The sequence below is a fragment of the Pseudomonas sp. 273 genome (assembly GCF_029201425.1).
Lineage (GTDB): Bacteria > Pseudomonadota > Gammaproteobacteria > Pseudomonadales > Pseudomonadaceae > Pseudomonas > Pseudomonas delhiensis.
In genome coordinates this window covers 283,397-307,634 of the sequence record NZ_CP116775.1, presented here as the reverse complement: position 1 = coordinate 307,634, position 24,238 = coordinate 283,397, and the positions used below count along the sequence as shown (strand labels likewise).

The window sequence follows — 24,238 nt, the reverse complement described above, 5'->3', positions numbered from 1 at the left end:
GAAAATTCGCGCTTGAACTCGCAAATTTTACCTTGACTTGAACAATCCCCAGTGAAAGAGATCATTCAGTCTACTTCTATCACATACCCAAATTTTTAAAGAACGGTTCTGGCACAAAGACCAGACATCAATGTTCGCAGCGGAACACTCATGTCTGAGCTTTCGACGATTTCGGAGATGGTGGAGCCAAGGAGGATCGAACTCCTGACCTCCTGCGTGCAAAGCAGGCGCTCTCCCAGCTGAGCTATGGCCCCCTCTTTTCCAACGATTGGTGGGTCTGGGCAGATTCGAACTGCCGACCTCACCCTTATCAGGGGTGCGCTCTAACCGACTGAGCTACAGACCCATATAGGGTTGCCTAACCGTCGCTTACCAGTGAATCAAGCAATTCGTGTGGGAGCTTATGAGAAAGCCGGGATCTTCGATTAAGGAGGTGATCCAGCCGCAGGTTCCCCTACGGCTACCTTGTTACGACTTCACCCCAGTCATGAATCACTCCGTGGTAACCGTCCCCCCGAAGGTTAGACTAGCTACTTCTGGAGCAACCCACTCCCATGGTGTGACGGGCGGTGTGTACAAGGCCCGGGAACGTATTCACCGTGACATTCTGATTCACGATTACTAGCGATTCCGACTTCACGCAGTCGAGTTGCAGACTGCGATCCGGACTACGATCGGTTTTGTGGGATTAGCTCCACCTCGCGGCTTGGCAACCCTCTGTACCGACCATTGTAGCACGTGTGTAGCCCTGGCCGTAAGGGCCATGATGACTTGACGTCATCCCCACCTTCCTCCGGTTTGTCACCGGCAGTCTCCTTAGAGTGCCCGGCATAACCCGCTGGTAACTAAGGACAAGGGTTGCGCTCGTTACGGGACTTAACCCAACATCTCACGACACGAGCTGACGACAGCCATGCAGCACCTGTGTTCCGATTCCCGAAGGCACTCCCGCATCTCTGCAGGATTCCGGACATGTCAAGGCCAGGTAAGGTTCTTCGCGTTGCTTCGAATTAAACCACATGCTCCACCGCTTGTGCGGGCCCCCGTCAATTCATTTGAGTTTTAACCTTGCGGCCGTACTCCCCAGGCGGTCGACTTATCGCGTTAGCTGCGCCACTAAGATCTCAAGGATCCCAACGGCTAGTCGACATCGTTTACGGCGTGGACTACCAGGGTATCTAATCCTGTTTGCTCCCCACGCTTTCGCACCTCAGTGTCAGTATCAGTCCAGGTGGTCGCCTTCGCCACTGGTGTTCCTTCCTATATCTACGCATTTCACCGCTACACAGGAAATTCCACCACCCTCTACCGTACTCTAGTCAGGCAGTTATGGATGCAGTTCCCAGGTTGAGCCCGGGGATTTCACATCCATCTTACCAAACCACCTACGCGCGCTTTACGCCCAGTAATTCCGATTAACGCTTGCACCCTTCGTATTACCGCGGCTGCTGGCACGAAGTTAGCCGGTGCTTATTCTGTTGGTAACGTCAAAACTACAAGGTATTAGCTTGCAGCCCTTCCTCCCAACTTAAAGTGCTTTACAATCCGAAGACCTTCTTCACACACGCGGCATGGCTGGATCAGGCTTTCGCCCATTGTCCAATATTCCCCACTGCTGCCTCCCGTAGGAGTCTGGACCGTGTCTCAGTTCCAGTGTGACTGATCATCCTCTCAGACCAGTTACGGATCGTCGCCTAGGTGAGCCATTACCCCACCTACTAGCTAATCCGACCTAGGCTCATCTGATAGCGTGAGGTCCGAAGATCCCCCACTTTCTCCCGTAGGACGTATGCGGTATTAGCGTCCCTTTCGGAACGTTGTCCCCCACTACCAGGCAGATTCCTAGGCATTACTCACCCGTCCGCCGCTGAATCCGGAAGCAAGCTCCCTTCATCCGCTCGACTTGCATGTGTTAGGCCTGCCGCCAGCGTTCAATCTGAGCCATGATCAAACTCTTCAGTTCAATACTGATCGGGTTTTGAGAAAACCCTAAACTTGGCTCAGCAATCGCAAAAAACTCTCGAATTCACGAGTGTTGCTTGTGATGCTGATAATCTTGCGATCACCAGTCTTAGCTCACAAGCACCCACACGAATTGCTTGATTCAACTTGTTAAAGAGCAGTGGTTGATTCTTTCGTCTCAACCGAGGCCGCGCATTCTACGCCAACCTCTTATTCCGTCAAGCGTTATTTTCAGAATTTTTCGTTCCTACTCAACCGCTTGCGCTTTCGATCGGCCGAAGCTTCTCGTCAGCGGGAGGCGCATTCTACAGCGTTCAAACTCGCTGTCAAGCACCTCGGCGATCTTCCTTTTCGGCCCGCCGCCGGAGCAGCTATCGAACCGAAAGGCGGCAAGTGAATCACCTGCCTGACCACCACTCTCAACTTCGAACCCGCTTAAGTGCTTGATTTTCAAGCTCTTTCAGCGCTTCGTCGCTGGGAGTGGTGCGCATTATAGGGACTTCAGAATGCCCGTCAACACTTTTCTGAAAGAATCTTCAGCGCGATGCGAAACGGGCTCGTAGCGCCGGCAGTTGCCGCGCCACCGGCGGCAGGCGCAGCAACAGCAGGAATACGCCCACGGCGGCATACAACGACCAGCGCTCGAGGTCCGAACGCACGACCCACAGCATATGCAGCAGGCCAAGGGCGAGGATGAGATAGACCAGCCGGTGCAGTTTCTTCCAGCCACTACCCAGCTTGCGCATGCTGTATTTGTTGGAAGTCAGCGCCAGGGGCAGCAGGCAGAGAAGGCCCAGTGTCCCGACGATGATGTAGGGCCGCTTGCGCAATTCGACACCCAGCTGCGCCCAGTCCAGGCCGAGGATGAACACGCAATAGGCGCACAGGTGCAGGCATATATAGGTGAAGCACCACAGGCCGAGCTGCCGGCGCACCAGGATCCAGCCGTTCCAGCGCGTCAGCTTCTGCAGCGGGGTCATGGCCAGGGTCAGCAGCAACAGGACCAGGCCGCCCTGCCCCAGGTTGTCCACCAGCGCCTTGCCCGGGTCCGGCCCCAGGGCGAAGGCCCAGGCCTGGTAGAGCCAGTAGAGCGGCAGCGACAGCGCCAACAGGAATACGCTGGCGCGCCACACGGGATTGCGCATCTGCATCAGTAGTTCTTCCTCAGGTCCATCCCCGCGTACAGCGAGGCCACTTCGTCGGCGTAGCCGTTGAACATGAGGGTGGGACGAACGTTGGGGCTGAATAGTCCACTGGGCAGGCGCCGCTCGCGGGCCTGGCTCCAGCGCGGGTGGTCCACCGTCGGGTTGACGTTGGCGTAGAAGCCATACTCGTCGGGCGCCAGGCTTTCCCAGGTGGTCTTCGGCTGCTCGGCGACGAAGCTGATGCGGATGATCGACTTGGCGCCCTTGAAGCCGTACTTCCAGGGCACGATCAGGCGCAGCGGCGCGCCGTTCTGGTTGGCCAGGACGCGGCCATACATGCCCACGACCAGAATCGCCAGGGGGTGCATGGCCTCATCCATCCGCAACCCTTCCACGTATGGCCAGTCGATCAGGGCGAAGTTGGATTGCACGCCGGGCATGCGCTCGCGGTCGACCAGTGTCTCGAAGCGCAGGTACCTGGCATTGCCCGTCGGCTCGACGCGCTTGATCAGCGCCGACAGCGGGAAGCCGATCCAGGGGATGACCATGGACCAGGCCTCCACGCAGCGCAGGCGATAGATGCGCTCTTCCAGGCGGTAGGGCTTGATGAAGTCCTCGAGGGCGTACTTGCCGGGCTTCGCCACCTCGCCATCGATCACCACCGACCAGGGTTCGGTCTTCAGCGCGCCGGCGTTGGCGGCCGGGTCGCCCTTGTCCGGGCCGAACTCGTAGAAGTTGTTGTAGGTGGTCGCATCCTTGAAGGGGGTGATGCTCTCCCCTTGCACGGTGACGGCATCCCATTTGGTCGAGGGGAGCTTTTCGCTGAACCAGCCCGGCGTGCTGGCCGCGGCCTCGACATCGGCATAGCGGGAAGGCTCGGCCAGCCCCATGGCCGGCAGGCCGGCAAGGGCGGCGCCTGCCGCGCCGGCGGCGAGGAAACGGCGGCGGGAAAGGTAGAGGGCTTCGGGAGTGACTTCCGATTCGTGGCAATCGGAGGGTCGGGCAATACGGATCAGCATGGCGGGCTCCGCAACGACTGGCTGTGTGCGCCAATAGACTGCGGAGCCCGGGGGAAATTACATCAGCTCGGGCGACGACGGCGGCGCAGTTGCAACAAGTATTGCACCGGACCGGACGCGGCATAAGCGAGGAACAGCAGCAGCAGGATGCGCGGCGGGTCGGTGAAGACCACGGCGAAGGCCAGCACCACCACCAGGATCGCCACGAAGGGCACGCGGCCACGCAGGTCGAGGTCCTTGAAGCTGTGGTACTTGATGTTGCTGACCATCAGCATGCCGGCGGCGGCGACCATCAGCGCGACCAGCAGGGAGACCTTGGCGCCCTGGATCTCGAAGTCGGCGAAAGCCCACACGGTGCCGGCCACCAGGGCGGCGGCGGCCGGGCTGGCCAGGCCGATGAAGTAGCGCTTGTCGGCCTTGCCCACCTGGGTGTTGAAACGCGCCAGGCGCAGCGCGGCGCCGGCCACGTAGATGAAGGCGACCATCCAGCCGACCTTGCCCAGGCTGCTCAGCGCCCATTCGAAGGCGACCAGCGCCGGGGCCACGCCGAAGGCGACCATGTCCGACAGCGAGTCGTACTCGGCGCCGAACGCGCTCTGGGTGTTGGTCAGGCGCGCGACGCGACCGTCCAGGCCATCCAGGACCATGGCGACGAAGATGGCGATGGCGGCATTGGAGAAGTCGCCGCTCATGGCGTTGATGATGGCGTACAGGCCGGTGAACAGCGCCGCGGTGGTGAACAGGTTGGGCAGCAGGTAGATGCCGCGGTGGCGGACCTTGCGGCCGTCGGCGTCGTGCCCTTCCTCGACGTGCTCGTCGATGGGCAGCAGGCTTTCGGTTTCTTCGGAGGCCTTGTTCGGCTCCTCGGGACCTTCACTCATGGAGACTTCCTTAGGGAACTCAGCGGAATACGATCGAGCGCGGGGCACGGACGCCCGGGCGCACAGGCTTTATACCAGAACCCTGCGCAAGAACGAAAAAACGCGGCCGGAGCCGCGTTTCCTCGAGTATCGGAAAGCCCTTAGTTCTTGGACTTGTCGACGATCTTGTTGGCGGCGATCCAGGGCATCATGGCGCGCAGCTGCTCGCCGATGACTTCGATGCCATGGGCCGCGTTGTTGCGGCGGTAGGCGGTCATCGACGGGTAGTTGGTGGCGCCTTCGCTGATGAACATCTTGGCGTATTCGCCGTTCTGGATGCGCTTGAGGGCATTGCGCATGGCAGCGCGGGATTCGGCGTTGATGACTTCCGGGCCGGTCACGTACTCGCCGTACTCGGCGTTGTTGGAGATCGAGTAGTTCATGTTGGCGATGCCGCCTTCGTACATGAGGTCGACGATCAGCTTCAGTTCGTGCAGGCACTCGAAGTAGGCCATTTCCGGCGCGTAACCGGCTTCGACCAGGGTTTCGAAACCGGCCTTGACCAGCTCGACGCAACCGCCGCACAGAACGGCCTGCTCGCCGAACAGGTCGGTTTCGGTCTCGTCCTTGAAGGTGGTTTCGATGATGCCGGTACGGCCGCCGCCGACGCCGCAGGCGTAGGACAGGGCGACGTTCTTGGCGTTGCCGGAAGCGTCCTGGTAGATGGCGATCAGGTCAGGGATGCCGCCGCCCTTGACGAACTCGGAACGCACGGTGTGGCCCGGGGCCTTCGGCGCGATCATGATCACGTCGAGGTCGGCGCGCGGTACGACCTGGTTGTAGTGGATGGAGAAGCCGTGGGCGAAGGCCAGGGTGGCACCCTTCTTCAGGTTCGGCTCGACCTCTTCCTTGTACAGGCGGCCTTGGAACTCGTCCGGGGTCAGGATCATGACCAGGTCGGCGGCAGCGACGGCGCTGGCCACGTCGGCCACTTTCAGGCCGTGGTTCTGCGCCTTGACGGCGGACGGCGAGCCCGAACGCAGGCCGACGGTGACGTCGACGCCGGAGTCCTTCAGGTTGCAGGCATGGGCATGGCCCTGGGAACCGTAACCGATGATGGCAACTTTCTTGCCCTGGATGATGGAGAGGTCACAGTCTTTATCGTAGAAAACGCGCATTTGGGTAATTCCCCTGGTCTAGTGGCCTCGTGGGCCGTCTTTCAAATTCAGATGCTGAGAGTCTTGTCGCCACGGGCGATGCCGGTCACCCCGGTCCGCACCGTCTCGATGATCGCAGCGGTGCCGATGGCCTGGATGAAGCTGTCAAGCTTGTCGCTGGTGCCGGCCAGCTGCACGGTGTAGACGCTGCTGGTGACGTCGACGATCTGCCCGCGGAAGATGTCGGTGGTGCGCTTGACCTCGGCGCGCTGGGCGCCGGTGGCCTTGATCTTCACCAGCATCAGCTCGCGCTCGATGTGGGCGCTTTCCGACAGGTTCACCAGCTTCACCACCTCGATCAGCTTGTTGAGGTTCTTGGTGATCTGCTCGATGACTTCGTCATGCCCGGCCGTGGTCAGGGTGAGGCGCGACAGGGTCGGGTCCTCGGTCGGCGCCACGGTCAGGGTCTCGATGTTGTAGTTGCGCTGGGAGAACAGGCCGACCACGCGGGACAGCGCGCCGGGTTCGTTTTCCAGCAGCAGGGAAATGATGTGTCGCATGATCAGGTACGCTCCGTCTTGCTCAGCCACATGTCGCGCATCGCACCGCCGCGGATCTGCATCGGGTAGACGTGCTCGCTGGTGTCGACCTGGATGTCGAGGAAGACCAGGCGGTTCTTCATGGCGAACGCCTCTTCCATCTTCGGCTTCAGGTCCTTGAGGTCGGTGATGCGCATACCGACGTGGCCATAGGCCTCGGCCAGCTTGACGAAGTCCGGCAGGGATTCCATGTAGGAGTGCGAGTAGCGGCTGTTGTACTGCATGTCCTGCCATTGGCGGACCATGCCCAGCGCACCGTTGTTCAGGTTGACGATCTTCACCGGCAGGTCGTACTGCAGGCAGGTCGACAGCTCCTGGATGTTCATCTGGATGCTGCCTTCGCCGGTCACGCAGGCCACGTCGGCCTCCGGGAAGTTCAGCTTCACGCCCATGGCCGCGGGGAAACCGAAGCCCATGGTGCCCAGGCCACCGGAGTTGATCCAGCGGTTGGGCTTGTTGAAGCGGTAGTACTGGGCGGCGAACATCTGGTGCTGGCCCACGTCGGAGGCCACGAAGGCGTCGCCGCCGGTGACTTCCCAGAGGGTCTCGATGACGCTCTGCGGCTTGATGATGCTGCCGTCGCCCTTGTCGTAGGGGAACAGGCCGCGGTTGCCGCGCCACTCGTCGATCTGCTTCCACCAGGCGGCCAGGGCCTCCTTGTTCGGGGTCTCGCCGATTTCCTTGAGGATGGTGGCCATCTCGGCCAGCACGCTGTCCACCGGGCCGACGATCGGGATGTCGGCCTTGACGGTCTTGGAGATCGAGGCCGGGTCGATGTCGACGTGGATGATCTTGGCGTTCGGGCAGAACTTGGCGGCGGTCTCGCCGTTGATGACGCGGTCATCGAAGCGCGCGCCGACGGCGAAGATCACGTCCGCGTGGTGCATCGCCAGGTTGGCGGTGTAGCTGCCGTGCATGCCGAGCATGCCGACGAACTGGCGGTCGTTGCCGGGGAAGCCGCCCAGGCCCATCAGGGTGTTGGTCACCGGGACGTTGAGCAGGCGCGCCACTTCGGTCAGCGGCTCGGCGGCATTGCCCATGATCACGCCGCCACCGGCGTAGATGATCGGGCGCTTGGCCGACAGCAGCAGCTCGGCGGCCTTGCGGATCTGGCCGGAGTGACCGCGAACCGCGGGGCTGTAGGAGCGCAGCTTGACCTTCTTCGGATACGAATACTCGAACTTCTGCGTCGGATCGCCCATGTCCTTCGGAATGTCGATCACCACCGGGCCCGGACGGCCGGACTGGGCGATGTAGAAGGCCTTCTTGATCACCTCGGGGATTTCCGAGGGATGCTTGATGATGAAGCTGTGCTTCACGATCGGCCGGGAGATACCGACCATGTCGGTTTCCTGGAAGGCATCGGTGCCGACCATGTTGCTCGCGACCTGGCCGGAGATCACCACCATCGGGATGGAGTCCATGTAGGCGGTGGCGATGCCGGTGATGGCGTTGGTCGCACCCGGGCCGGAGGTCACCAGGACCACGCCGGGCTTGCCGGTGGCGCGCGCATAGCCATCGGCCATGTGGGTAGCGGCCTGCTCGTGACGCACCAGGATGTGGGTCACTTCGTTCTCTTTGAAGAGAGCGTCGTAGATGTGCAGGAGGGCACCGCCCGGGTACCCGTAGATGTACTTAACGCCTTCGTCACGCAACGAGCGGACGACCATTTCAGCGCCGGATAAAAGCTCCACGTTGTCACCTCTAGAACGCTAAACGATCTCCCAGGGGCGGGGGACCGAAACTTGGTTGGCTGCCCGGCAGACAATTGGGCGAATGTAATCGCCGGCTACGTCGACTGCCGAATGAGCAGAACTTGGAGGCGCACCTGGTGTGTTACGGAGGGCCTCCACCCAGCGCGAGGTAACGCGAAGCAGGGTGAAACTTAGCGGCGCGGGTAGCGCCTCTTGTCTGCCGAGTAAAACCAGCTTGCGGCCGGCCCACTGCAGCGAACCTTGGATTCTTCTGATTCGGCCGCGTCAAGTCAAGCCATATATGGATTTGTGTCTGACGCAGGTTGTGATCTTTCTCTGCGGACGCATCGACACTTTTGGTTATAGTTACCCGCAGTTTCCGCATCCAAGGACCGAAACCGCATGCGACGGACGATTGTGATGGGCGCCCTGATGTTCGCCCTGAGTGCTCCGCTGATGGCCGCCCAGGTATACAAGTGGGTCGACGCCCAGGGTGTCACGCATTTCGGCGCGCAGCCGCCGCAGGGCACCGAAGCCGCCACCGTGGACACCAAGGTCGCCCCGCCGCCCTCGGGCTTCCCGCTGCCACCCAGGCCGGCCCCGGCGGCCGCGCCCTCGGCCAGCGACAAGCAGAAGGCGGCCGACGAAAAGGTGCGCCAGGAAGTCGCCCAGCAGGAGGCCGAGCGTGCGCGCTACTGCGACACCCTGCGGACCAACCTGGCACAGCTGAAGAACAACCCGCGGGTACGGGTGGCCGACGACGACGGCGAGATGCGACGCATCCCGGAAGAAGAACGGCAGGCCCGCATCACCCAGACCGAGCAGGACCTGCAGAAGAACTGCAACTGACCGGCGTGGCTCAGGGCGCCTCGCCGATCAGCCGGTCGAACTCGCCCAGGGCCTCGAACAGGGTGAGCATGCGCTCGCCCTCGTTCGCGTAGACCACTTCGGCGATGGAGCGGATGCCCGAAGCGTGCGGCAGGTCCGCGCCGCTCTCGATGATCAGCTTCATCCGCGGCAGGAAGATCCACTGCAGCCATTGCTCCAGTTCCAGCGTATCCACGCAGAACGGCTCCTGGCTGGCCAGCGCCTCGTCCGAAGGCGACTGCTCTTCCCACATGGCCAGCGCACGCAGTTCCCGCTCGATCAGCAGGAGCTGGTCGGCGATGGCAGGCAGGCGGCCGTCCATCACAGTGTCGCCTTGGCGTTCTGCCGCGCGGTAGCTGCGCCAGCCGCGTCACCCTGGGCCTCGCGGGCCTTGGCGATCACGTCCCACAGGCTGGCCTGCAGCGTCGGCCGGCCGTTGGCCAGCGACAGGCCGCGGCGGGCCACCTGCTCGGCCTGGGCGGCGTCGCCCTGGGCCAGGCGTACCTGGGCGAGCTTGTAGAGCACCTGCGGCTCGCGCGGGGCGATGCGCTGGGCGCGCTCCAGGCTGGCCGAGGCGCCGTTGAGGTCGCCGCTGCCCTGCTGTTGCTGGGCGGTGGTGAGCAGCGCCAGGACCGGGCCATCGAGCTGCTCGTCGGCGGCCAGCGGCGCGTTGCGCGAGGGAATGCCGGACGGCGCCTGCACCGGCGCGGCCGGGGCCTGCTGCTGGTAGCTGGGCTGTTGCTGCTGGTAGACCGGTTGCTGGTAGGTCTGCTGGCTGAAGCCGCCGGTGGCGCTGATGTTGCTCGGCGCACTGCCGGCGGGCGCAGCCGGGGCGCTGCCATATTGCTGCGTGCCGGGGGCGGCCGGGCCGGTGGAGATAGGCGCCGTGCCGGTCTGCGCCGGGAAGGCCTGGATCGGCGCCATGCCGGCATCCTGGGGCACCATCACGGTCACGCCGGAATCACCGGCCGGCTGTGACGCCGCACTCGGCGCGGTGTTGGCATAGGCCGGGCGGTTGGCATTGGAATAGCCGACACGCTCCTGGTTGGACACCGAGGTGCCGGAATCCTGCACCGGGATAGCGCCCTGCTGCGGGGTGGCGCAGCCGGACAGCACGGCCGCGGCGGCAGCCACGGCAAACCATGCGTTTCTCACTTCGAATCCTCTCGCCTCAATTCAGCCAGCCACGGACCCAGTCCATGACCTCGCCGGCCGGCGTCTGCTGGTTGTTGCCACAGCCGGCGCCCGGCGCCGGCTCGCTTCCGCGAATATAGGGCATCTGCACGGCGCCCGGACAATTGGCGTCGCTGCCCTGGCCGGTACGCGGATCGACCCAGGCCATGCCGACATTATCCGGCACCGGCATGTCCAGCGGCAGGGGGTCGGCCTTGCGCATGAAACTGGTCCAGATCTGCAGCGCGCCGGTGGCGCCGGTGAAGGGTGTCTTGCCGTTGTCGTCGCGACCCAGCCAGACCACCGCCAGCAGGTCCTGGCCGAAGCCGGAGAACCAGCTGTCGCGGGAATCGTTGGTGGTGCCGGTCTTGCCCGCCAGGGTCAGGTTCGACGGCAGCTGGTTGTAGGCCGAGCGCGCGGTGCCTTCGCGCATCACCCGCTGCATGGCGTTCTGCAGCAGGTAGATGGAGCCCGAGTCGAAGCGCTGCTGGACCTGGAATGGATAGCGCTTGAGCGGCTGGCCGTCGGCGGCGACCACGCTGCGGATGCTGCGCAGCGGGGTGTTGAAGCCGCCGCTGGCGATGGTCTGGTACATGGTCGCCACCTGCATCGGCGTCATGGCGCCGGCGCCCAGCAGCATGGACGGGTAGGCCGGCCAGTCCACCTGCACGCCCAGGCGCTCGAGGGTCTTGAGCACGTTGGGCACGCCCAGGTCCAGGCCCAGCTTGGCGGTGGACAGGTTCAGCGAACGCGCCAGCCCCTGGTAGAGGAAGATGGTGCCGTTGGAATCGCCTTCGTAGTTCTTCGGCGTCCACACCTGGCCGTCCTTGCCCTTGATGGAGAACGGCTGGTCCTGGATCCAGGTGGTCAGGGTGTACTGGCTGGGCCGTTCGAGGGCGGTCAGGTAGACCGCCGGCTTGACCAGCGAGCCGATCGGCCGCGTGGCGTCCACCGCGCGGTTGAAGCCGGCGAAGCGCGAGTCGCGGCTGCCGATCAGCGCCTGCACCTCGCCGGTCTCCGGGTTGGTCACGACCATCGCGGTTTCCGTCTGGTCCAGGCCCTTGCGCCCGGCGAAACGCTTGAAGGTCTCGGTGACCGCGGTTTCCGCCTTGTACTGCAGGATGGGGTCGAAGCTGGTGAAGATGCGCAGGCCTTCCTCGGTCAGGTCTTCCTCGCGGTAGTCCTGGCGCAGCTGGCGCTTCACCAGGTCGAGGAACGCCGGGTAGGAACTGTTGGCCATGCTGCCCTGGCGGGTCACGCCCAGGGGCGCCTGCTTGGCCGCCGTGGCCTGCTCGGGGGTGATCACGCCCTGCTCGGCGAGCACGTCGAGCACCACGTTGCGCCGCTCCATGGCGCGCTCCGGGTTGCGCCGCGGGTTGTAGTAGGACGGTCCCTTGACCATGCCCACCAGCAGCGCGATCTGCGGCAGCTTGAGCTCGGACAGCGGCTGGCTGAAGAAGTACTGGCTGGCCAGGCCGAAGCCGTTCACCGAGCGCTGGCCGTCCTGGCCGAGGAACACCTCGTTGAGGTAGCCCTCGAGGATCTCGCGCTTGTCGTAGTGCAGCTCCAGCAGCACCGCCATCATGGCTTCGGTGAGCTTGCGGCTGAGGCTGCGCTCGTTGGTCAGGAAGAAGTTCTTCACCAGTTGCTGGGTCAGGGTGCTGCCGCCCTGGCGCAGTTGCCCGGCGCTGGCGTTGACCCAGACGGCGCGGGCGATGGACTTCAGCGAAACGCCATGGTGGGACCAGAAGTCGCGGTCTTCCACCGCCACCAGGGTGTCGACCAGGTACGGCGGCACCTCGTCCAGCTTGATGAGGATGCGGTCCTCGTTGTGCGAGGGGTACATGCCGCCGATCAGCAGCGGCTCCATGCGCGCCACGTCCAGCTTGGCACCGTCGGCGCGGGACAGGCCGGCCACGTAGTCGCCGGAGAAGCGCACGCGGATGCGCTGCGCGGGCTCGGCGCCCTCGTAGAACTGGAAGCCGCGGGTGTTGAGGTCGACGGTGCCGCCGGAGACGGCCACCATGCCCGGGCCGCTGACCGCGCCGTCGCGGCGGTAGCCCAGGGCGCCGAGTTCCTGGAGGAAGTCGTCCTTGTTCAGCTTCAGGCCGACGAACAGCTCCAGCGGCCGGGCATAGACCTTGGCCGGGATGGTCCAGCGCTTGCCGGAGAACTTCTCCTGGACGACCGCATCGAGGTACACGGCGAAACCGGCCAGCACGACCAGGCCTACCAGGCTGAGCTTGAGCAGCCAGCCCAGCCACTTGCGCGACGGAGCGGGCTTTTGATTCTTACGGGAACGGGGGGATCGGGGACGCGTCATGGCGGCGCATTATACGTACTTTATCCACAGGGGACAGACGCCGAGCGAGGCGGCGTCCGGGCTCTGTCGCGGGCACGCGGCGGAACCCCGGCCATGGCGACGCAGCTTCGACCAGCGCCCGGCCGATTGGTTGCCTGCGGCGCCGCGCAAGTTTGCAGCCACCGGCGATGCCGCCATAATGCCTGCCTCCCGAATCCGGACAGCCAAGGACAATATCCCGTGAGCCAGACTCTGATCGCTGCCCTGCAGAACCCTGCCCTGTACCCCCACCCGGTGGAGCAGGTGCGGGTCATCGAAACCCACATCTCCTGGGTCCTGCTCACCGGCCAGTACGCCTACAAGATCAAGAAGCCGGTGAACTTCGGCTTCCTCGACTTCACCGACCTCGCCGCGCGCAAGCACTTCTGCGAGGAAGAACTGCGCCTGAACCAGCGCCTCACCGAGGGCCTGTACCTGGACGTGCTGCCGATCACCGGCAGCGAGGCCGCACCGCAGCTGGGCGGCGAAGGCCCGGCGATCGAATACGCGCTCAAGTGCCGCGAATTCCCGCAGAACGCGCTGCTCAGCGAAGTGCAGGCGCGCGGCGAGCTGACCTCCGCGCACATCGACGCCCTGGCGAAGCAGATCGCCGGCTTCCACCTGCGCACCCCGCAGGTCCCGCAGGACAACCCGCTGGGTTCGGCCGAGGCGGTGATGGCGCCGGTGCGGCAGAACTTCGAGCAGATCCGCCCGCTGCTCGGCGACAAGGCCGACCTGCTGCAGCTGGACGCCCTGGAAGCCTGGGCCGAAAGCTCCTACGCCCGCCTGGAGCCGCTGCTGCAGGCGCGCAAGGCGAACGGCCTCGTCCGCGAATGCCACGGCGACATCCACCTGGGCAACGCCGCGCTGATCGACGGCCAGGTGGTGCTGTTCGACTGCATCGAGTTCAACGAGCCGTTCCGCTTCACCGACGTCTGCGCCGACTACGCCTTCCTCGCCATGGACCTCGAGGACCGCGGCCTGAAGTGCCATTCGCGGCGCTTCGTCAGCCAGTACCTGGAGCTGACCGGCGACTACCAGTCCCTGGAAATCCTCAACTTCTACAAGGCCTACCGCGCCCTGGTGCGGGCCAAGATCGCCCTGTTCAGCCTGGCCCACCAGCACGACGCCGTGCAGAAGGCCGCGACCCTGCGCCAGTACCGCAACTACGCCAACCTGGCGGAGAGCTACAGCGCCATCCCCTCGCGCTTCCTGGCCCTGACCATGGGCGTTTCCGCGGTGGGCAAGAGTTCGGTGGCGCTGCGCCTGGTCGAGGCCCTGGGCGCCATCCGCCTGCGCTCGGACGTGGAGCGCAAGCGCCTGTTCGGCGAACAGCAGGACGCCCAGCGTGGTGCCCTGGAAGGCGGCATCTACAACGCCGAATCCAGCGCGGCCACCTATGAGCGCCTCAACACCCTGGCCGGCGACATCCTGCGCGCCGGCTACCCGGTGGTGCTCGACGCCACCTTCCTCAAGCACGCCCAGCGCCAGGCCGCACGCCACATCGCCGACGACACCGGGGTGCCCTACCTGATCCTCGACTGCCAGGCGCCGGAAAACGTGATCGCCAGCTGGCTGGCCCAGCGCCAGGCGCAGGGCGGCGACCCGTCCGACGCCACCCTCGAGGTGGTGCAGGCCCAGCAAGCCGGGCGCGAGGCCCTGGACGCCGACGAGCAGGCCCACAGCAAGCGCGTCGACACCCAGGACAGTGCCAGCCTGGACACCCTGGTAAGTAGCATCCGCCAGCGCCTGCCGGGCCTCTGAGAACCGGCTCCAGCCCGGGCGTCGAGTATGCCCGGGCTGCCGTTCGTCACGCCGAGGGCGCTTTGGCGCCCGCCGATGTCACAAAGCCACATTGTCCCGCCACCGGCCCGCTACACTTCATCGTCAAGTGAGCCGGCCGTCTCCAGCAGTTCACGGCCGTCGCCGCCATGCATGACCCACCCCGTGTGCCGCATCGCAAGGACCGACGATGAACGACGAACTGCTGCATCTGAAGAATCTTGGCAAGACCTCGGCCCAATGGCTGCACGCCGTGGGCATCCACAACGTTTCCGACCTGCGCCGCCTGGGGGCGGTCGGCGCCTACCGCGCCGTTCGGGCCCGCGGCTTCAGGGCCTCCAAGGTACTGCTCTATGCCATCGAAGGGGCCCTGCTGGATGTCCACTGGAACGACCTGCCACCGGCGCACAAGGCCGACCTGCTGGGCCAGTTGGAAACTTTCCCCCAAAGGAATCAGAGTTAGCTCACAAGCCTTCCAGGAAATGATTTACGGCAGCGGGCCAGAACCCTATCGTTTCAGGGCCCTTCGTGCGCCTCGACCGCCAACGTCCGTCCAAGGAATCACGGCCCATGTACCTACTCGGTGAACAACCGGCATACGCCGACCAGCTGATCAGCCGCCTGCAGGGGATTCCCGCCCAGCTGCTTTCCGGCCTCGCCCCCTGCGCGGAGCCCATCCGCCTGGAACGTACCGACGACCTGGCGGCCGAGCTGCCCAACCAGCAGCTGTTCCTGATCGAGAACGGCCTGCTCCACGCGCTGGTCGACGAACGCCCGCTGTTCTACCTGCAGGAGGGCGACCTGGTGGGCCTGCGCCAGGGCATCGACCTGCCGCCGTGCCGCTACACCAGCGACGAGCCGCTGTGCCTGATCCCCTACTCGCGCAGCGACGTGTTCCACCACATCCACGCCGACGAGCAGCGCCAGGAGCTGTTCCTGCACTACCTGATCGGCCACACCGCGCTGCTTTCCGATGCCCTGGCGCACCTCAAGCAGCCGGACATCCGCCCCTCCACCGGCTTCCGCCACTTCGCCGCCGGCGACCAGCTGATCCAGCAAGGCGACGACGCCGAGCACGTGTTCATCATCATCGAGGGCCACGCCGAGGCCTTCGTCGACGGGCAGAAGGTCGGCGACGTGCAGAAGGACGAGATCTTCGGCGCCATGGCCGTGTTCACCGGCGAGAAGCGCAGCGCCAGCGTGGTCGCCAGCGAGCCCTGCACCGTGATGGTGATCCCCAAGGACCAGTTCCTCAGCCTGATGCAGAGCAACCCGCGCATCGCCCACAGCCTGATCGAAGGCATGGCGCGGCGCATCGACCTGCTCAACCGCGAGGTCACCCAGCTGCGCCTGCAGCTCGGCGCCGGCTAGCGCCAGCCGAAGCCCCAGGACGAAGCCCGGCCATGCGCCGGGCTTCGTCGTTTCTGCATGGCGAAATTTTTTTGCGAAATGCTGTTGACTCACAAATGATAATAGTTATTATTACCACAGCTGACCGCGAGGTCGGCGGGTAAGCTGAGAGCCCTACTCGCAGTCGGACGATCAGATTATCTCCTCATCAGGCTAATCACGGTTTTAGACCCGGCTCACCGCCGGGTCTTTTTTTTGCCCGCGATTTTTCCAGGCGCCCTTTCCCCATGACCGTTCGCCGGGAAATGCCGGAACGATGAAAAAAGCGTTGACTCGCGAATGATAATTGTTATTATTAACTCAACTGGTCGCGAGGCCAGTCGGTAAGCTGAGCGGCCACCGCAGTCGGACGATCAGATTATCTCCTCATCAGGCTAATCACGGTTTCGACCCGGCTCATCGCCGGGTCTTTTTTTGCCTGGCGTTTGGGTGGCTTTTCGTGGGAGCGGGCTTGCTTGCGAACAGCGCTCCCGGCTGTGTTGGTGTTTCGGTGGTATTCCGCTCCCTCTCCCCAGCCCTCTCCCTGAAGGGAGAGGGGGCTTGTCCGTGCCGAGAACAGGCTTGGTTTCAGCCGGCAGTCACGGTGCTAGCCGGCTGACTCCAGAGCATCAGCGTCTGCCGAATGGTCCCCTCTCCCTTCAGGGAGAGGGTTAGGGAGAGGGCGTTCTTCAGAACAGGCACCGAAGCCTCCGGTAGAGCACCCTTCGCGAGCAAGCTCGCTCCTACACAAAAGAGGAGCCCTCCCGTCAGGCTATGCCCGCATCAACGCAACTTCGCGCAATGATCCTGCGGCGGCAGCGCCGGCGTGTACCAGGCGTAGTCGGCCTGTTGCGCGGTGACCGTCTTGCCCACCTCGGCCAGCATCAGCACCTGCATGCCCTTCCCTGCCCCCAGGTCTTCCAGGTGCAGCGGCACGCCCAAGTCGCGGCGTACGTGGAAGCCGCCGGCGATCAGCACGGCGGGCGCGGGCGCCGCCTTCAGCCGCTCGGCCATGCGCCGGTCGCGTTGCTGCTGCACCGCCAGCATGGCCGGCATCTGGCTTTCCGGCAGCAGGCCGCAGTGGGATTCGCGGATGTCGTCGAGCAGCACCCGGCGCACGTCCTCGGCCGTCGAGCGGGTACCGGCGAGGGCCGGCTGTTCGCCGTAGATGCGCTTGATCTCGCTGCGGTCCAGGTTGGCCGCCAGCAACGGCGCCGGCTGCTTGACCAGCCAGGACACCAGCGGGCCGTAGAGCGACCAGTCCCAGCCCGGTTGCCAGGCCAGCGCGGCGTACAGGTCCTGCGGCGGCTTGCCGGCGGCGCTGTCGGCCTGGGCCGCCGTCGCCCGTTGCTGCTGGTTGGGGTTGAGCATTTCCAGCAGCACGCTGCCCTGCTCGCGGCGCTGGGCCAGGGCGCGCACCAGCCACAGCTCCAGGGCGTGGTGGTCGGGGTTGTCGTGCTGCTCGCCGACCAGCACGCGGGGCGCGGCCTCCAGGCGTTCGAGCAGTTGTTCCGGAGTCAGCGCCTGGCCGCTGCGCAGGTCGCGGATGACACCCAACTCGGCATTGTCGCGGCCTTCGGGGCTCTGCCAGGCCGGCAGGGACGGAGCGGAAGGCAGGCTCTGGCAGGCCGCCAGCAGCGCCACCAGGGGAATCAGCAGGTATTTCACGTGAACTCCTTTCAACGGGCGACGATCAGCGGATGGCCGCGCTCGGGATGGCGCTGCACCAGCACGTCCAGGCCGAACACCTGGCGCAGCGGTTCCGCGCGCAATACCTCGTCCGGCGTGCCGAACAGATGCGGGCGGCCGTCGTGCAGCAGGAGCAGACGGTCACAGTAGCGCGCCGCGAGGTTGAGGTCATGCAGGATAACCAGCACCGCGGCGCCGCGGCCGGCGAACTCGCGCACGGCCTGCAGGGTGGTGTGCTGGTGCAGGGGGTCCAGCGCCGAGGTCGGCTCGTCCAGCAGCAACACTTGCTCCTCGCCACCCGGCCACAACTGCGCCAGGACCCGCGCCAGGTGCACGCGCTGGCGCTCGCCACCAGACAGCGCCAGGTAGCTGCGCCCGGCGAGGTGCGAGGCGTCGGCCGCGGCCATGGCTTCGGCGATGATCTCGCGGTCGCGCTGGCGGCCACTGTCGTGGGGCAGGCGGCCGAAGCCCACCACGGATTCGACGCTGAAGGCGAAATTCAGCGACGAGGACTGCGGCAGCACCGCCAGGCGCCGTGCCCGTGCCGTGCCCTGCCATTGGTCCAGCGCGCGGCCGTCGAGGCTCACGCCCCCACTGGCCAGCGGCAGCTCACCGTTCAAAGCCCCCAGCAGCGTACTCTTGCCCGCGCCGTTGGGCCCCAGCACGCCGAGCACTTCGCCCGGCTGCAGCGCCAGGCTCACACCCTGCAGCACGACCTGCTGGCCGCGCTTCACCGTCAGGTTTTCCGCCGCCAGCATCAGGAACGCCCCCGGATCAGCAGGTAAAGGAAGAAGGGCGCGCCGATCAGCGCCGTGACGATGCCGATCGGCAGCTCCGCCGGCGCCAGCGCCAGGCGCGCCACCAGGTCGGCGAGCAGCAGCAGGATGGCGCCGCCGAACATCGAGGCCGGCAGCAGCAGGCGGTGGTCGGGGCCGACGATCAGGCGCAGCAGGTGCGGCACCACCAGGCCGATGAAGCCGATCAGCCCCGCCGCGGCCACCGCGGCGCCGACACCCAGGGCGGTGCAGAGGATCAGTTCGACCTTCAGCCGCTCGACGTCGAAGCCCAGGTGGCGCGCCTCGGACTCGCCCAGCAGCAGCGCGTTGAGCGCGTCCACCCGGCGCGGCAGCCAGCAGGCCACCAGCAGCGTGACCAGCAGCAGCGGCCACAGCCGCGGGTAGCTGGCGCCATTGAGGCTGCCGAGGTTCCAGAAGGTCAGGGTGCGCAGCGTCGCGTCGTCGGCCAGGTAGGTGAACAGGCCGATCAGCGCGCCGGCCAGCGCGGTGAGGGCGATGCCGGCGAGCAGCATGGTGGCCACGCTGGTCTGGCCGTTGTGGCGGCCGAGGCGGTAGACCAGCGCGGTCACCAGCAGGCCGCCGACGAAGGCGCAGGCCGACAGCAAGTAGGGGGCGAAGGCCTCCGGCAGGCCACCGATGGAGGCGCCGAAGACGATGGCGATGGCGGCGCCCAGCGCGGCGCCGCTGGACACGCCGATCAGCCCGGGGTCGGCCAGCGGGTTGCGGAACAGCCCCTGCATGGCCACCCCGGCCAGCGCCAGCACCCCGCCGGTGGCGACGCCCAGCAGGGTGCGCGGCAGGCGGATCTGCCCGACGATCAGTTCGGCCTGGCCGAGATCGTCGGCGGACACCGGCAGCCCGGCCAGGCGCGCCAGCGCCCGTAGCGTGTCGCCCAGCGGCAGGCTGACCGGCCCCAGGGCCAGGGACAGCCAGAGGACCAGCAGCAGGAGGAAACCAAGGAGCAGGAACAGCGGTCGGGCAGCGTGCTTCGCAGTCAAGGACGACCTTCCGGGTTCAGGGCCTGCGCGGAAGGATAAAAGGCTTGGGAGAGGCTGGCCAATGCGTCCGGAATACGCGGGCCGAGGCCGCCGACCAGCAGCGTCGGGTCGAGCAGCAGCACATGGGCCTCACGCGCCGCCCGGGTGGCGGCCAGCCCGGGGTTCTGGCGAATCAGCGCCTCGCGCGCCTTGTCGCCGTCCAGGCTGCGGTCGGCCAGCACCACCACCTGCGGGTCGAGGGCGGTCAGGGCCTCGCCGGAGAGTGCCTTGTAGCCCTTGTGGCTGGCCAGGTTGCGCCCGCCGGCGTGCTGGATCATCCAGTCGCCGGCGGTGTCCTGCCCGGCCACCAGCAGGCTGCCGCCGGCGTTGCCGATCAGCAGCAGCACGCCCGGCGCGGCCTGGCCGGCCTGGGCCTTGCTGACCCAGGCCTGCTGCGCCGCCAGGCGCGCCTGGAAGTCCGCCGCCACCTTCCCGGCCTGCTCGGGCGTACCCAGCAGCTCGCCCAGGCGTAGCAGGTTGTCGTGCACGGTCTGCTCATCGGCCTTGGCCGACAGGGTCTCGATACGCACCCCGGCGGCGCGTAGTTGTTGCAGTACCGGCGGCGGCCCCATCTCCTCGCTGCCGAGGAGGATGTCCGGCTTCAGCGCCAGGATGCCCTCGGCCGCCAGCTGGCGCTGGTAGCCGATCTTCGGCAGCGCCTTGAGGCTGGCCGGGTGCAGGCTGGTGGTGTCGACGCCGACCAGGCGGGGCTCGCCGCCCAGGGCCACCACCCACTCGCTCAGCGAGCCGCCGGCGCTCACCCAGCGCTTGGGCAGGGTGTCGCCGATGGCGCTGGTGGCGGCGAGGCAAAGCCCGGCGAACAGCCCGGCCAGCAGGGGACGCGCAGTCATGGTTGCCTCCTCAGATAGCCGTGAAGGATTCGGCGAGGCTACGCCATTCTTCCAGTTCCGGCACACCCGGCTTGCGCGCGCCGAACACCTGCAGGACCAGCTCGCCATCGGCGTCGAAGGCCTCCCAGCTGGTGACGATGCCGTCGCTGCTCGGCTTGCGCACGCGCCACAGCTCGCGCACGCCGGAGGTCTTCAGGTGCAGGTTGAACTGCGCATCGAGCACGTTGAACCAGTCGTCCAGCCACTTCAGGTTGTCCACGGTGCCGGTGTGGATCTGGATGCAGTGGGCGTTGCCGACGAAGATCATGATCGGCAAGCGGGATGCGCTGGCCGCCTCCAGCAGGCGCGGCAGCTCGGCCACGTCCAGCGGCTCGGCCCACTCGCGGCCGGCCAGGCGCAGCGCCTGGGTGCGCGCGGCCTTGTGCTTCTTCAGCAGGGCGAAGAAGTGGTGAGTGTCCTTCAGCGCCGCCCAGCCCCCGCGCAGGGAAGCGACGTCGATCGCTTCATCGGCCAGCGGCGCGGCCTTGGCCTCGGCCGGGCGCAGCTCCAGGCGCTCGCTCTGCTCCTCGGCGCGGAAGCGTTCCAGTAGCGGCGCCCAGGCGGCGACCTCGCTGTGCTCGGTGAGGAACACCTTGTGCACCGCGGTGCCCTGGCGGTCGAACACCTGGATGCTGCGCTGGGTGCCGTGGGCGGTTTCCTCGCTGACGGCGAACACACTGTCCCAGCCGCCGAGGAACAGGCGCAGGTCGATGTCCGGGGACACCACCAGGCCCATCTGCCCGTTGGCCGATACGGTGACTTCCTGGTACGGCCCCTTGCGCTCGTGCACGCAGTGCTCGTTGCGCGTCAGCGCCATGATCGGGCCCAGCTCGCCCAGCGCCGGCAGCAGCGCGGCCCACTCCGGGCGCAGGCGCACGGCATCGACGCCGAGACGGCTGGCGGTCAGCTCGGCCTCGCTCACATCCAGGTGTTGCGCCGCATCACGGGCGCGCAGACGCGGTTTCTCGGCGCGCAGCGCCTGCCAGGCGCGGTACAGCTCGGAAGCCGGCGCGGAAAGGGTAGTCATCGCAGAAGTCCTCGTTCACAGGGAGACCTGCCGCATCGCGGCGGCACCGACGAACTGTGCCACAACGAATTTAATAAATCTATTTGATAATAATTTGCATTTAGATTTGAGAGGCATTATGGTCTGCGCCGCCTTCTGCCAACGGCCATTTGCCATCTGCCACTTCCAAGAAAAATACAGGTACCCCATGTCGATCACGCCTCCGTTCGCCCGCCGCCACTGGCTGGCCCTGTTGTTGCTGAGCCCCTCACTCGCCCTCGCGAACAATGCGGTTTCCCTCGGCGAGACCACGGTCACCGCGACGCGCAGCGAGCAACCCGTGGATACGGTGCCCAGCACTGTGAGCGTGCAGACCGAGCAGGACATCGACCGCAACAACGCCAACGACATCAAGCAGCTGGTGCGCTACGAGCCCGGCGTGTCGGTGAGCGGCAGCGGCAGCCGCTTCGGCCTGTCGGGCTTCACCATCCGCGGCATCGGCGGCAACCGCGTGCTGACCCAGGTGGACGGCGTCGGCGTGCCCGGCGCCTTCGCCTTCGGCCCCTTCATGGACGCGCGGCGCAACTACATCGACCTGGATACCGTGAAACGCGTCGAGATACTTCGCGGCCCGGCCAGCTCGCTGTACGGCAGCGACGCCCTGGGCGGCGCGGTGAGCTTCCTGACCAAGGACGCCGCGGACTACCTGGAGGACGGCAAGGACTTCTACGCCCGCTTCAAGACCGGCTACGACGGCTCCGACGACAGCTGGCTGGGCAGCGCCACCTTCGCCGGGCGCCAGGGGCCGGTGGACGGCCTGCTGACCATCAGCCGCCGCGACGGCCACGACACCGAGACCTTCGGCGGCCAGGGCGGCATCGGCGCCACCCGTGGCGAGGCCAACCCGGTGGACTTCGGTACCGACAACCTGCTGGCCAAGGTCGGCTGGGACTACGCCGAAGGCAGCCGCCTGCAGTTGGCCTACGAGCGCTACGCCGACGACGCCGACACCCGCCTGCTCAACGAGTACAGCGCCACCGGCGCCACCCGCACCTCCGATGCCACCGACAGCACCGACCGCGAGCGCATCAGCCTGCAGCACCGCTTCCAGCTCGACAGCGCGCTGGCCGACCAGGTGCAATGGCAGCTCAACTACCAGGACAGCCAGATCCGCCAGCAGACCTACCAGGAACGCTTCAGCGGCGGCAGCCTGCGCGATCGCGTGCGGGATTCGAAATACCAGGAAACACTCTGGGGCCTGAACAGCCAGCTGGACAAGCGCTTCGCCCTGGCCGACACCCAGCACCACCTGATCTACGGCTTCGACCTCAAGCGCCTGGAAAGCAGCGACCTGCGCAAGGGCGGCGAGACCTTCCAGAGCAACGGCCAACCGGTGCCGCCGGCCTTCGGCAGCGAAACCTTCCCGCTCAGCGAATTCCCCGATCCGGTCACCCACGAATACGCGGCGTTCATCCAGGACAGCATCGACATCGGCCGCTGGACCCTGCTGCCGGGCCTGCGCTATGACTACTACGAGATGCGCCCGGAGGTCAGCCAGCGCTATCTCAACAGCCACCCGCTGGACACCGCCCCGTCCAACTTCAGCGATCACGCGTTGTCGCCCAAGTTCGGCGTGACCTACCGCATCGACGACCACCACAGCGTCTACGGCCAGTACGCCGCCGGCTTCCGCGCGCCCGAGCCGGTGGACATCTTCGGCGAGTTCGTCAACACCGCCATCGGCTACCAGACCATCGCCAACACCGACCTCAAGCCGGAAACCAGCGACAGTTATGAACTCGGCCTGCGCGGCAAGTACACCATGGGCAGCTTCGGCATCGCCCTCTTCTATAACCGCTACGACGACTTCATCGAGCAGGTCACCCTGCCCAACGACCCCACCGGCAACGGCCGCCTGACCTACCAGTACACCAACCTGGACAAGGTCACCATCCGCGGCGCCGAGGCCCGCGGCGACCTCGACCTGCACCTGGCCGCCGGCCTGCCCGAGGGGACCCGCCTGCGTGGCGCCGTGTCCTATGCACGGGGCAAGGACGAGGAAACCGGCGAGCCGATCAACAGCGTCGACCCGCTCAAGGGCGTGTTCGGTTTGGGGTATGATGCGCCCGGCGGACGTTTCGGCAGCGAGCTGACCTGGACCCTGGTGCAGGCCAAGCAGCGCATCGACGACAACGAAGTCCCCAGCCAATTCAAGCCCGGCGGCTACGGTCTGCTCGACCTCAGCGGCTGGGTGCGGATCACCGACGGCGTGACCCTCAACGCCGGCCTGTTCAACCTCACCGACAAGAAGTACTGGCAATGGGGCGACGTACGCGGCCTCACCGAGAACAGCCCCAGCCTGGATCGCTACACCCAGCCCGGCCGCTATGCGGCGGCCAACCTGATCTGGGAGATCTGACCGACTTCAGCACAAGGACGTGCACCCTATCCCGACGCCAGGGGGCGCCACGTGCCCTGCTGTCGGCGCCGGGAGCGCCGCGGTGATCCTGCTCTGCCATCCGGGCGAACTGGCCGAGGGCCGCAGCCGCGGCTTCCAGGTGGAAGGCCTGAAGGTCTTCGCCGTGCGCCGCCAGGGCCGCGTGTACGCCTACCGCAACCGCTGCCCGCACCGTGGCGTGCCCCTGGAGTGGGAGGCCGACCGCTTCCTCGACGCCAGCGGCGGCCTGCTGCAGTGTGCCCACCACGGCGCGCTCTTCCTCGTCGAATCCGGCGAATGCATCCAGGGCCCCTGCCTGGGCGAGGTGCTCGACAGCCTGCCTTGCCGCGAGGACGAGCGGGGCCTGTGGATAAGCCTGCCCGAGGACGACTGA

At 65.8% G+C, this 24,238-nt stretch carries 20 protein-coding genes, 2 tRNA genes and 1 rRNA gene; 6 read left to right on the top strand and 17 right to left on the bottom strand.

Translation table 11 applies throughout. The features are described from left to right. Positions 1-178: 178 nt before the first annotated feature. The 9 genes from PKO50_RS01455 to PKO50_RS01415 form a co-directional block, all read right to left on the bottom strand. Positions 179-254, bottom strand: a tRNA-Ala gene (locus PKO50_RS01455). A gap of 15 nt (positions 255-269) precedes the next feature. Next, positions 270-346: transfer RNA gene (locus PKO50_RS01450), tRNA-Ile, on the bottom strand. Between the two features lie 80 nt (positions 347-426). Then, a 16S ribosomal RNA gene (locus PKO50_RS01445) occupies positions 427-1,963 on the bottom strand. Between the two features lie 535 nt (positions 1,964-2,498). Then, a complete protein-coding gene (gene msrQ / locus PKO50_RS01440) occupies positions 2,499-3,107 on the bottom strand; it encodes a protein-methionine-sulfoxide reductase heme-binding subunit MsrQ (RefSeq protein WP_089390289.1) in 609 nt (202 codons plus the stop codon). Positions 3,108-3,112: 5 nt separating this feature from the next. Further along, entirely contained in the window at positions 3,113-4,126 is a 1,014-nt protein-coding gene (msrP, locus tag PKO50_RS01435) for a protein-methionine-sulfoxide reductase catalytic subunit MsrP (protein WP_275628598.1), read from the bottom strand. Between the two features lie 62 nt (positions 4,127-4,188). Continuing rightward, a complete protein-coding gene (gene pssA, locus PKO50_RS01430; RefSeq protein ID WP_089390277.1) occupies positions 4,189-5,007 on the bottom strand; it encodes a CDP-diacylglycerol--serine O-phosphatidyltransferase in 819 nt (272 codons plus the stop codon). A 140-nt stretch (positions 5,008-5,147) separates the two neighbouring features. Further along, positions 5,148-6,164 (bottom strand): ketol-acid reductoisomerase, encoded by a 1,017-nt coding sequence (gene ilvC, locus PKO50_RS01425; RefSeq protein WP_089390276.1) that lies wholly within the window; start codon positions 6,162-6,164, stop codon positions 5,148-5,150. A gap of 47 nt (positions 6,165-6,211) precedes the next feature. After that, the gene (ilvN, locus tag PKO50_RS01420) at positions 6,212-6,703 is read right to left on the bottom strand and encodes an acetolactate synthase small subunit (RefSeq protein ID WP_009612939.1); all 492 of its coding nucleotides are present in this window, start codon (positions 6,701-6,703) and stop codon (positions 6,212-6,214) included. A 2-nt stretch (positions 6,704-6,705) separates the two neighbouring features. Continuing rightward, positions 6,706-8,436: an acetolactate synthase 3 large subunit gene (locus PKO50_RS01415; RefSeq protein WP_109935745.1), complete on the bottom strand. Its 1,731-nt coding sequence runs from the start codon at positions 8,434-8,436 to the stop codon at positions 6,706-6,708. 402 nt (positions 8,437-8,838) lie between these two features. Between PKO50_RS01415 and PKO50_RS01410 the strand changes: the two genes are divergently transcribed. Next, positions 8,839-9,285, top strand: coding sequence for a DUF4124 domain-containing protein (locus PKO50_RS01410; protein WP_089390274.1), 447 nt, complete (start codon positions 8,839-8,841; stop codon positions 9,283-9,285). Positions 9,286-9,295: 10 nt separating this feature from the next. Here PKO50_RS01410 and PKO50_RS01405 read toward each other — a convergent pair whose 3' ends face one another. The 3 genes from PKO50_RS01405 to mrcB are packed head-to-tail and all read right to left on the bottom strand — an operon-like array spanning position 9,296 to position 12,799. Next, on the bottom strand, positions 9,296-9,625 hold the full coding sequence (locus tag PKO50_RS01405; protein ID WP_109935746.1) for a YqcC family protein: 330 nt from the start codon (positions 9,623-9,625) through the stop codon (positions 9,296-9,298). Further along, positions 9,625-10,458, bottom strand: coding sequence for a tetratricopeptide repeat protein (locus PKO50_RS01400; protein ID WP_275628597.1), 834 nt, complete (start codon positions 10,456-10,458; stop codon positions 9,625-9,627). Before PKO50_RS01400 ends, PKO50_RS01405 begins: the two co-directional genes overlap by 1 nt. A gap of 16 nt (positions 10,459-10,474) precedes the next feature. Beyond that, complete coding sequence (mrcB, locus tag PKO50_RS01395) at positions 10,475-12,799, bottom strand: penicillin-binding protein 1B (protein WP_275628596.1); 2,325 nt, start codon at positions 12,797-12,799, stop codon at positions 10,475-10,477. Between the two features lie 219 nt (positions 12,800-13,018). Here mrcB and PKO50_RS01390 point away from each other — a divergent pair, with 219 nt between their 5' ends. The 3 genes from PKO50_RS01390 (at position 13,019) to PKO50_RS01380 (ending at position 15,970) form a co-directional block, all read left to right on the top strand. After that, a complete protein-coding gene (locus PKO50_RS01390) occupies positions 13,019-14,581 on the top strand; it encodes an AAA family ATPase (RefSeq protein ID WP_275628595.1) in 1,563 nt (520 codons plus the stop codon). Between the two features lie 208 nt (positions 14,582-14,789). Further along, positions 14,790-15,062: a TfoX/Sxy family protein gene (locus PKO50_RS01385; protein WP_089390269.1), complete on the top strand. Its 273-nt coding sequence runs from the start codon at positions 14,790-14,792 to the stop codon at positions 15,060-15,062. 107 nt (positions 15,063-15,169) lie between these two features. Further along, a complete protein-coding gene (locus PKO50_RS01380) occupies positions 15,170-15,970 on the top strand; it encodes a cyclic nucleotide-binding domain-containing protein (protein WP_089390268.1) in 801 nt (266 codons plus the stop codon). Between the two features lie 801 nt (positions 15,971-16,771). Here PKO50_RS01380 and PKO50_RS01375 read toward each other — a convergent pair. From PKO50_RS01375 to PKO50_RS01355, 5 genes are read right to left on the bottom strand one after another with little or no spacing between them, the layout of a single operon-like run. Further along, positions 16,772-17,656 carry a ChaN family lipoprotein gene (locus PKO50_RS01375; protein ID WP_275628594.1) on the bottom strand — a complete coding sequence of 295 codons (885 nt, stop codon included), beginning with the start codon at positions 17,654-17,656 and terminating at the stop codon, positions 16,772-16,774. Positions 17,657-17,667: 11 nt separating this feature from the next. Then, positions 17,668-18,435: a heme ABC transporter ATP-binding protein gene (locus PKO50_RS01370; RefSeq protein ID WP_275628593.1), complete on the bottom strand. Its 768-nt coding sequence runs from the start codon at positions 18,433-18,435 to the stop codon at positions 17,668-17,670. After that, a complete protein-coding gene (locus tag PKO50_RS01365) occupies positions 18,435-19,418 on the bottom strand; it encodes an iron ABC transporter permease (protein WP_109935769.1) in 984 nt (327 codons plus the stop codon). Before PKO50_RS01365 ends, PKO50_RS01370 begins: the two co-directional genes overlap by 1 nt. Before the next feature lie 50 nt (positions 19,419-19,468). Next, positions 19,469-20,362 (bottom strand): ABC transporter substrate-binding protein, encoded by an 894-nt coding sequence (locus tag PKO50_RS01360; protein WP_109934721.1) that lies wholly within the window; start codon positions 20,360-20,362, stop codon positions 19,469-19,471. Positions 20,363-20,372: 10 nt separating this feature from the next. Further along, entirely contained in the window at positions 20,373-21,428 is a 1,056-nt protein-coding gene (locus PKO50_RS01355) for a ChuX/HutX family heme-like substrate-binding protein (RefSeq protein WP_109934722.1), read from the bottom strand. A 187-nt stretch (positions 21,429-21,615) separates the two neighbouring features. On the opposite strand from PKO50_RS01355, the gene PKO50_RS01350 reads away from it, so the two are divergent. Further along, on the top strand, positions 21,616-23,826 hold the full coding sequence (locus tag PKO50_RS01350) for a TonB-dependent hemoglobin/transferrin/lactoferrin family receptor (RefSeq protein WP_275628592.1): 2,211 nt from the start codon (positions 21,616-21,618) through the stop codon (positions 23,824-23,826). Positions 23,827-23,908: 82 nt separating this feature from the next. After that, positions 23,909-24,238 carry a Rieske (2Fe-2S) protein gene (locus tag PKO50_RS01345; protein ID WP_275628591.1) on the top strand — a complete coding sequence of 110 codons (330 nt, stop codon included), beginning with the start codon at positions 23,909-23,911 and terminating at the stop codon, positions 24,236-24,238.

Excerpts from the sequence above, each read along its gene's own strand:
- msrQ (WP_089390289.1), bottom strand. The coding sequence starts at position 3,107 with ATGCGCAATCCCGTGTGGCGCGCCAGCGTATTCCTGTTGGCGCTGTCG.
- msrP (WP_275628598.1), bottom strand. The coding sequence starts at position 4,126 with ATGCTGATCCGTATTGCCCGACCCTCCGATTGCCACGAATCGGAAGTC.
- pssA (WP_089390277.1), bottom strand. The coding sequence starts at position 5,007 with ATGAGTGAAGGTCCCGAGGAGCCGAACAAGGCCTCCGAAGAAACCGAA.
- ilvC (WP_089390276.1), bottom strand. The coding sequence starts at position 6,164 with ATGCGCGTTTTCTACGATAAAGACTGTGACCTCTCCATCATCCAGGGC.
- ilvN (WP_009612939.1), bottom strand. The coding sequence starts at position 6,703 with ATGCGACACATCATTTCCCTGCTGCTGGAAAACGAACCCGGCGCGCTG.
- PKO50_RS01410 (WP_089390274.1), top strand. The coding sequence starts at position 8,839 with ATGCGACGGACGATTGTGATGGGCGCCCTGATGTTCGCCCTGAGTGCT.
- PKO50_RS01405 (WP_109935746.1), bottom strand. The coding sequence starts at position 9,625 with ATGGACGGCCGCCTGCCTGCCATCGCCGACCAGCTCCTGCTGATCGAG.
- mrcB (WP_275628596.1), bottom strand. The coding sequence starts at position 12,799 with ATGACGCGTCCCCGATCCCCCCGTTCCCGTAAGAATCAAAAGCCCGCT.
- PKO50_RS01385 (WP_089390269.1), top strand. The coding sequence starts at position 14,790 with ATGAACGACGAACTGCTGCATCTGAAGAATCTTGGCAAGACCTCGGCC.
- PKO50_RS01380 (WP_089390268.1), top strand. The coding sequence starts at position 15,170 with ATGTACCTACTCGGTGAACAACCGGCATACGCCGACCAGCTGATCAGC.
- PKO50_RS01370 (WP_275628593.1), bottom strand. The coding sequence starts at position 18,435 with ATGCTGGCGGCGGAAAACCTGACGGTGAAGCGCGGCCAGCAGGTCGTG.
- PKO50_RS01360 (WP_109934721.1), bottom strand. The coding sequence starts at position 20,362 with ATGACTGCGCGTCCCCTGCTGGCCGGGCTGTTCGCCGGGCTTTGCCTC.
- PKO50_RS01355 (WP_109934722.1), bottom strand. The coding sequence starts at position 21,428 with ATGACTACCCTTTCCGCGCCGGCTTCCGAGCTGTACCGCGCCTGGCAG.
- PKO50_RS01350 (WP_275628592.1), top strand. The coding sequence starts at position 21,616 with ATGTCGATCACGCCTCCGTTCGCCCGCCGCCACTGGCTGGCCCTGTTG.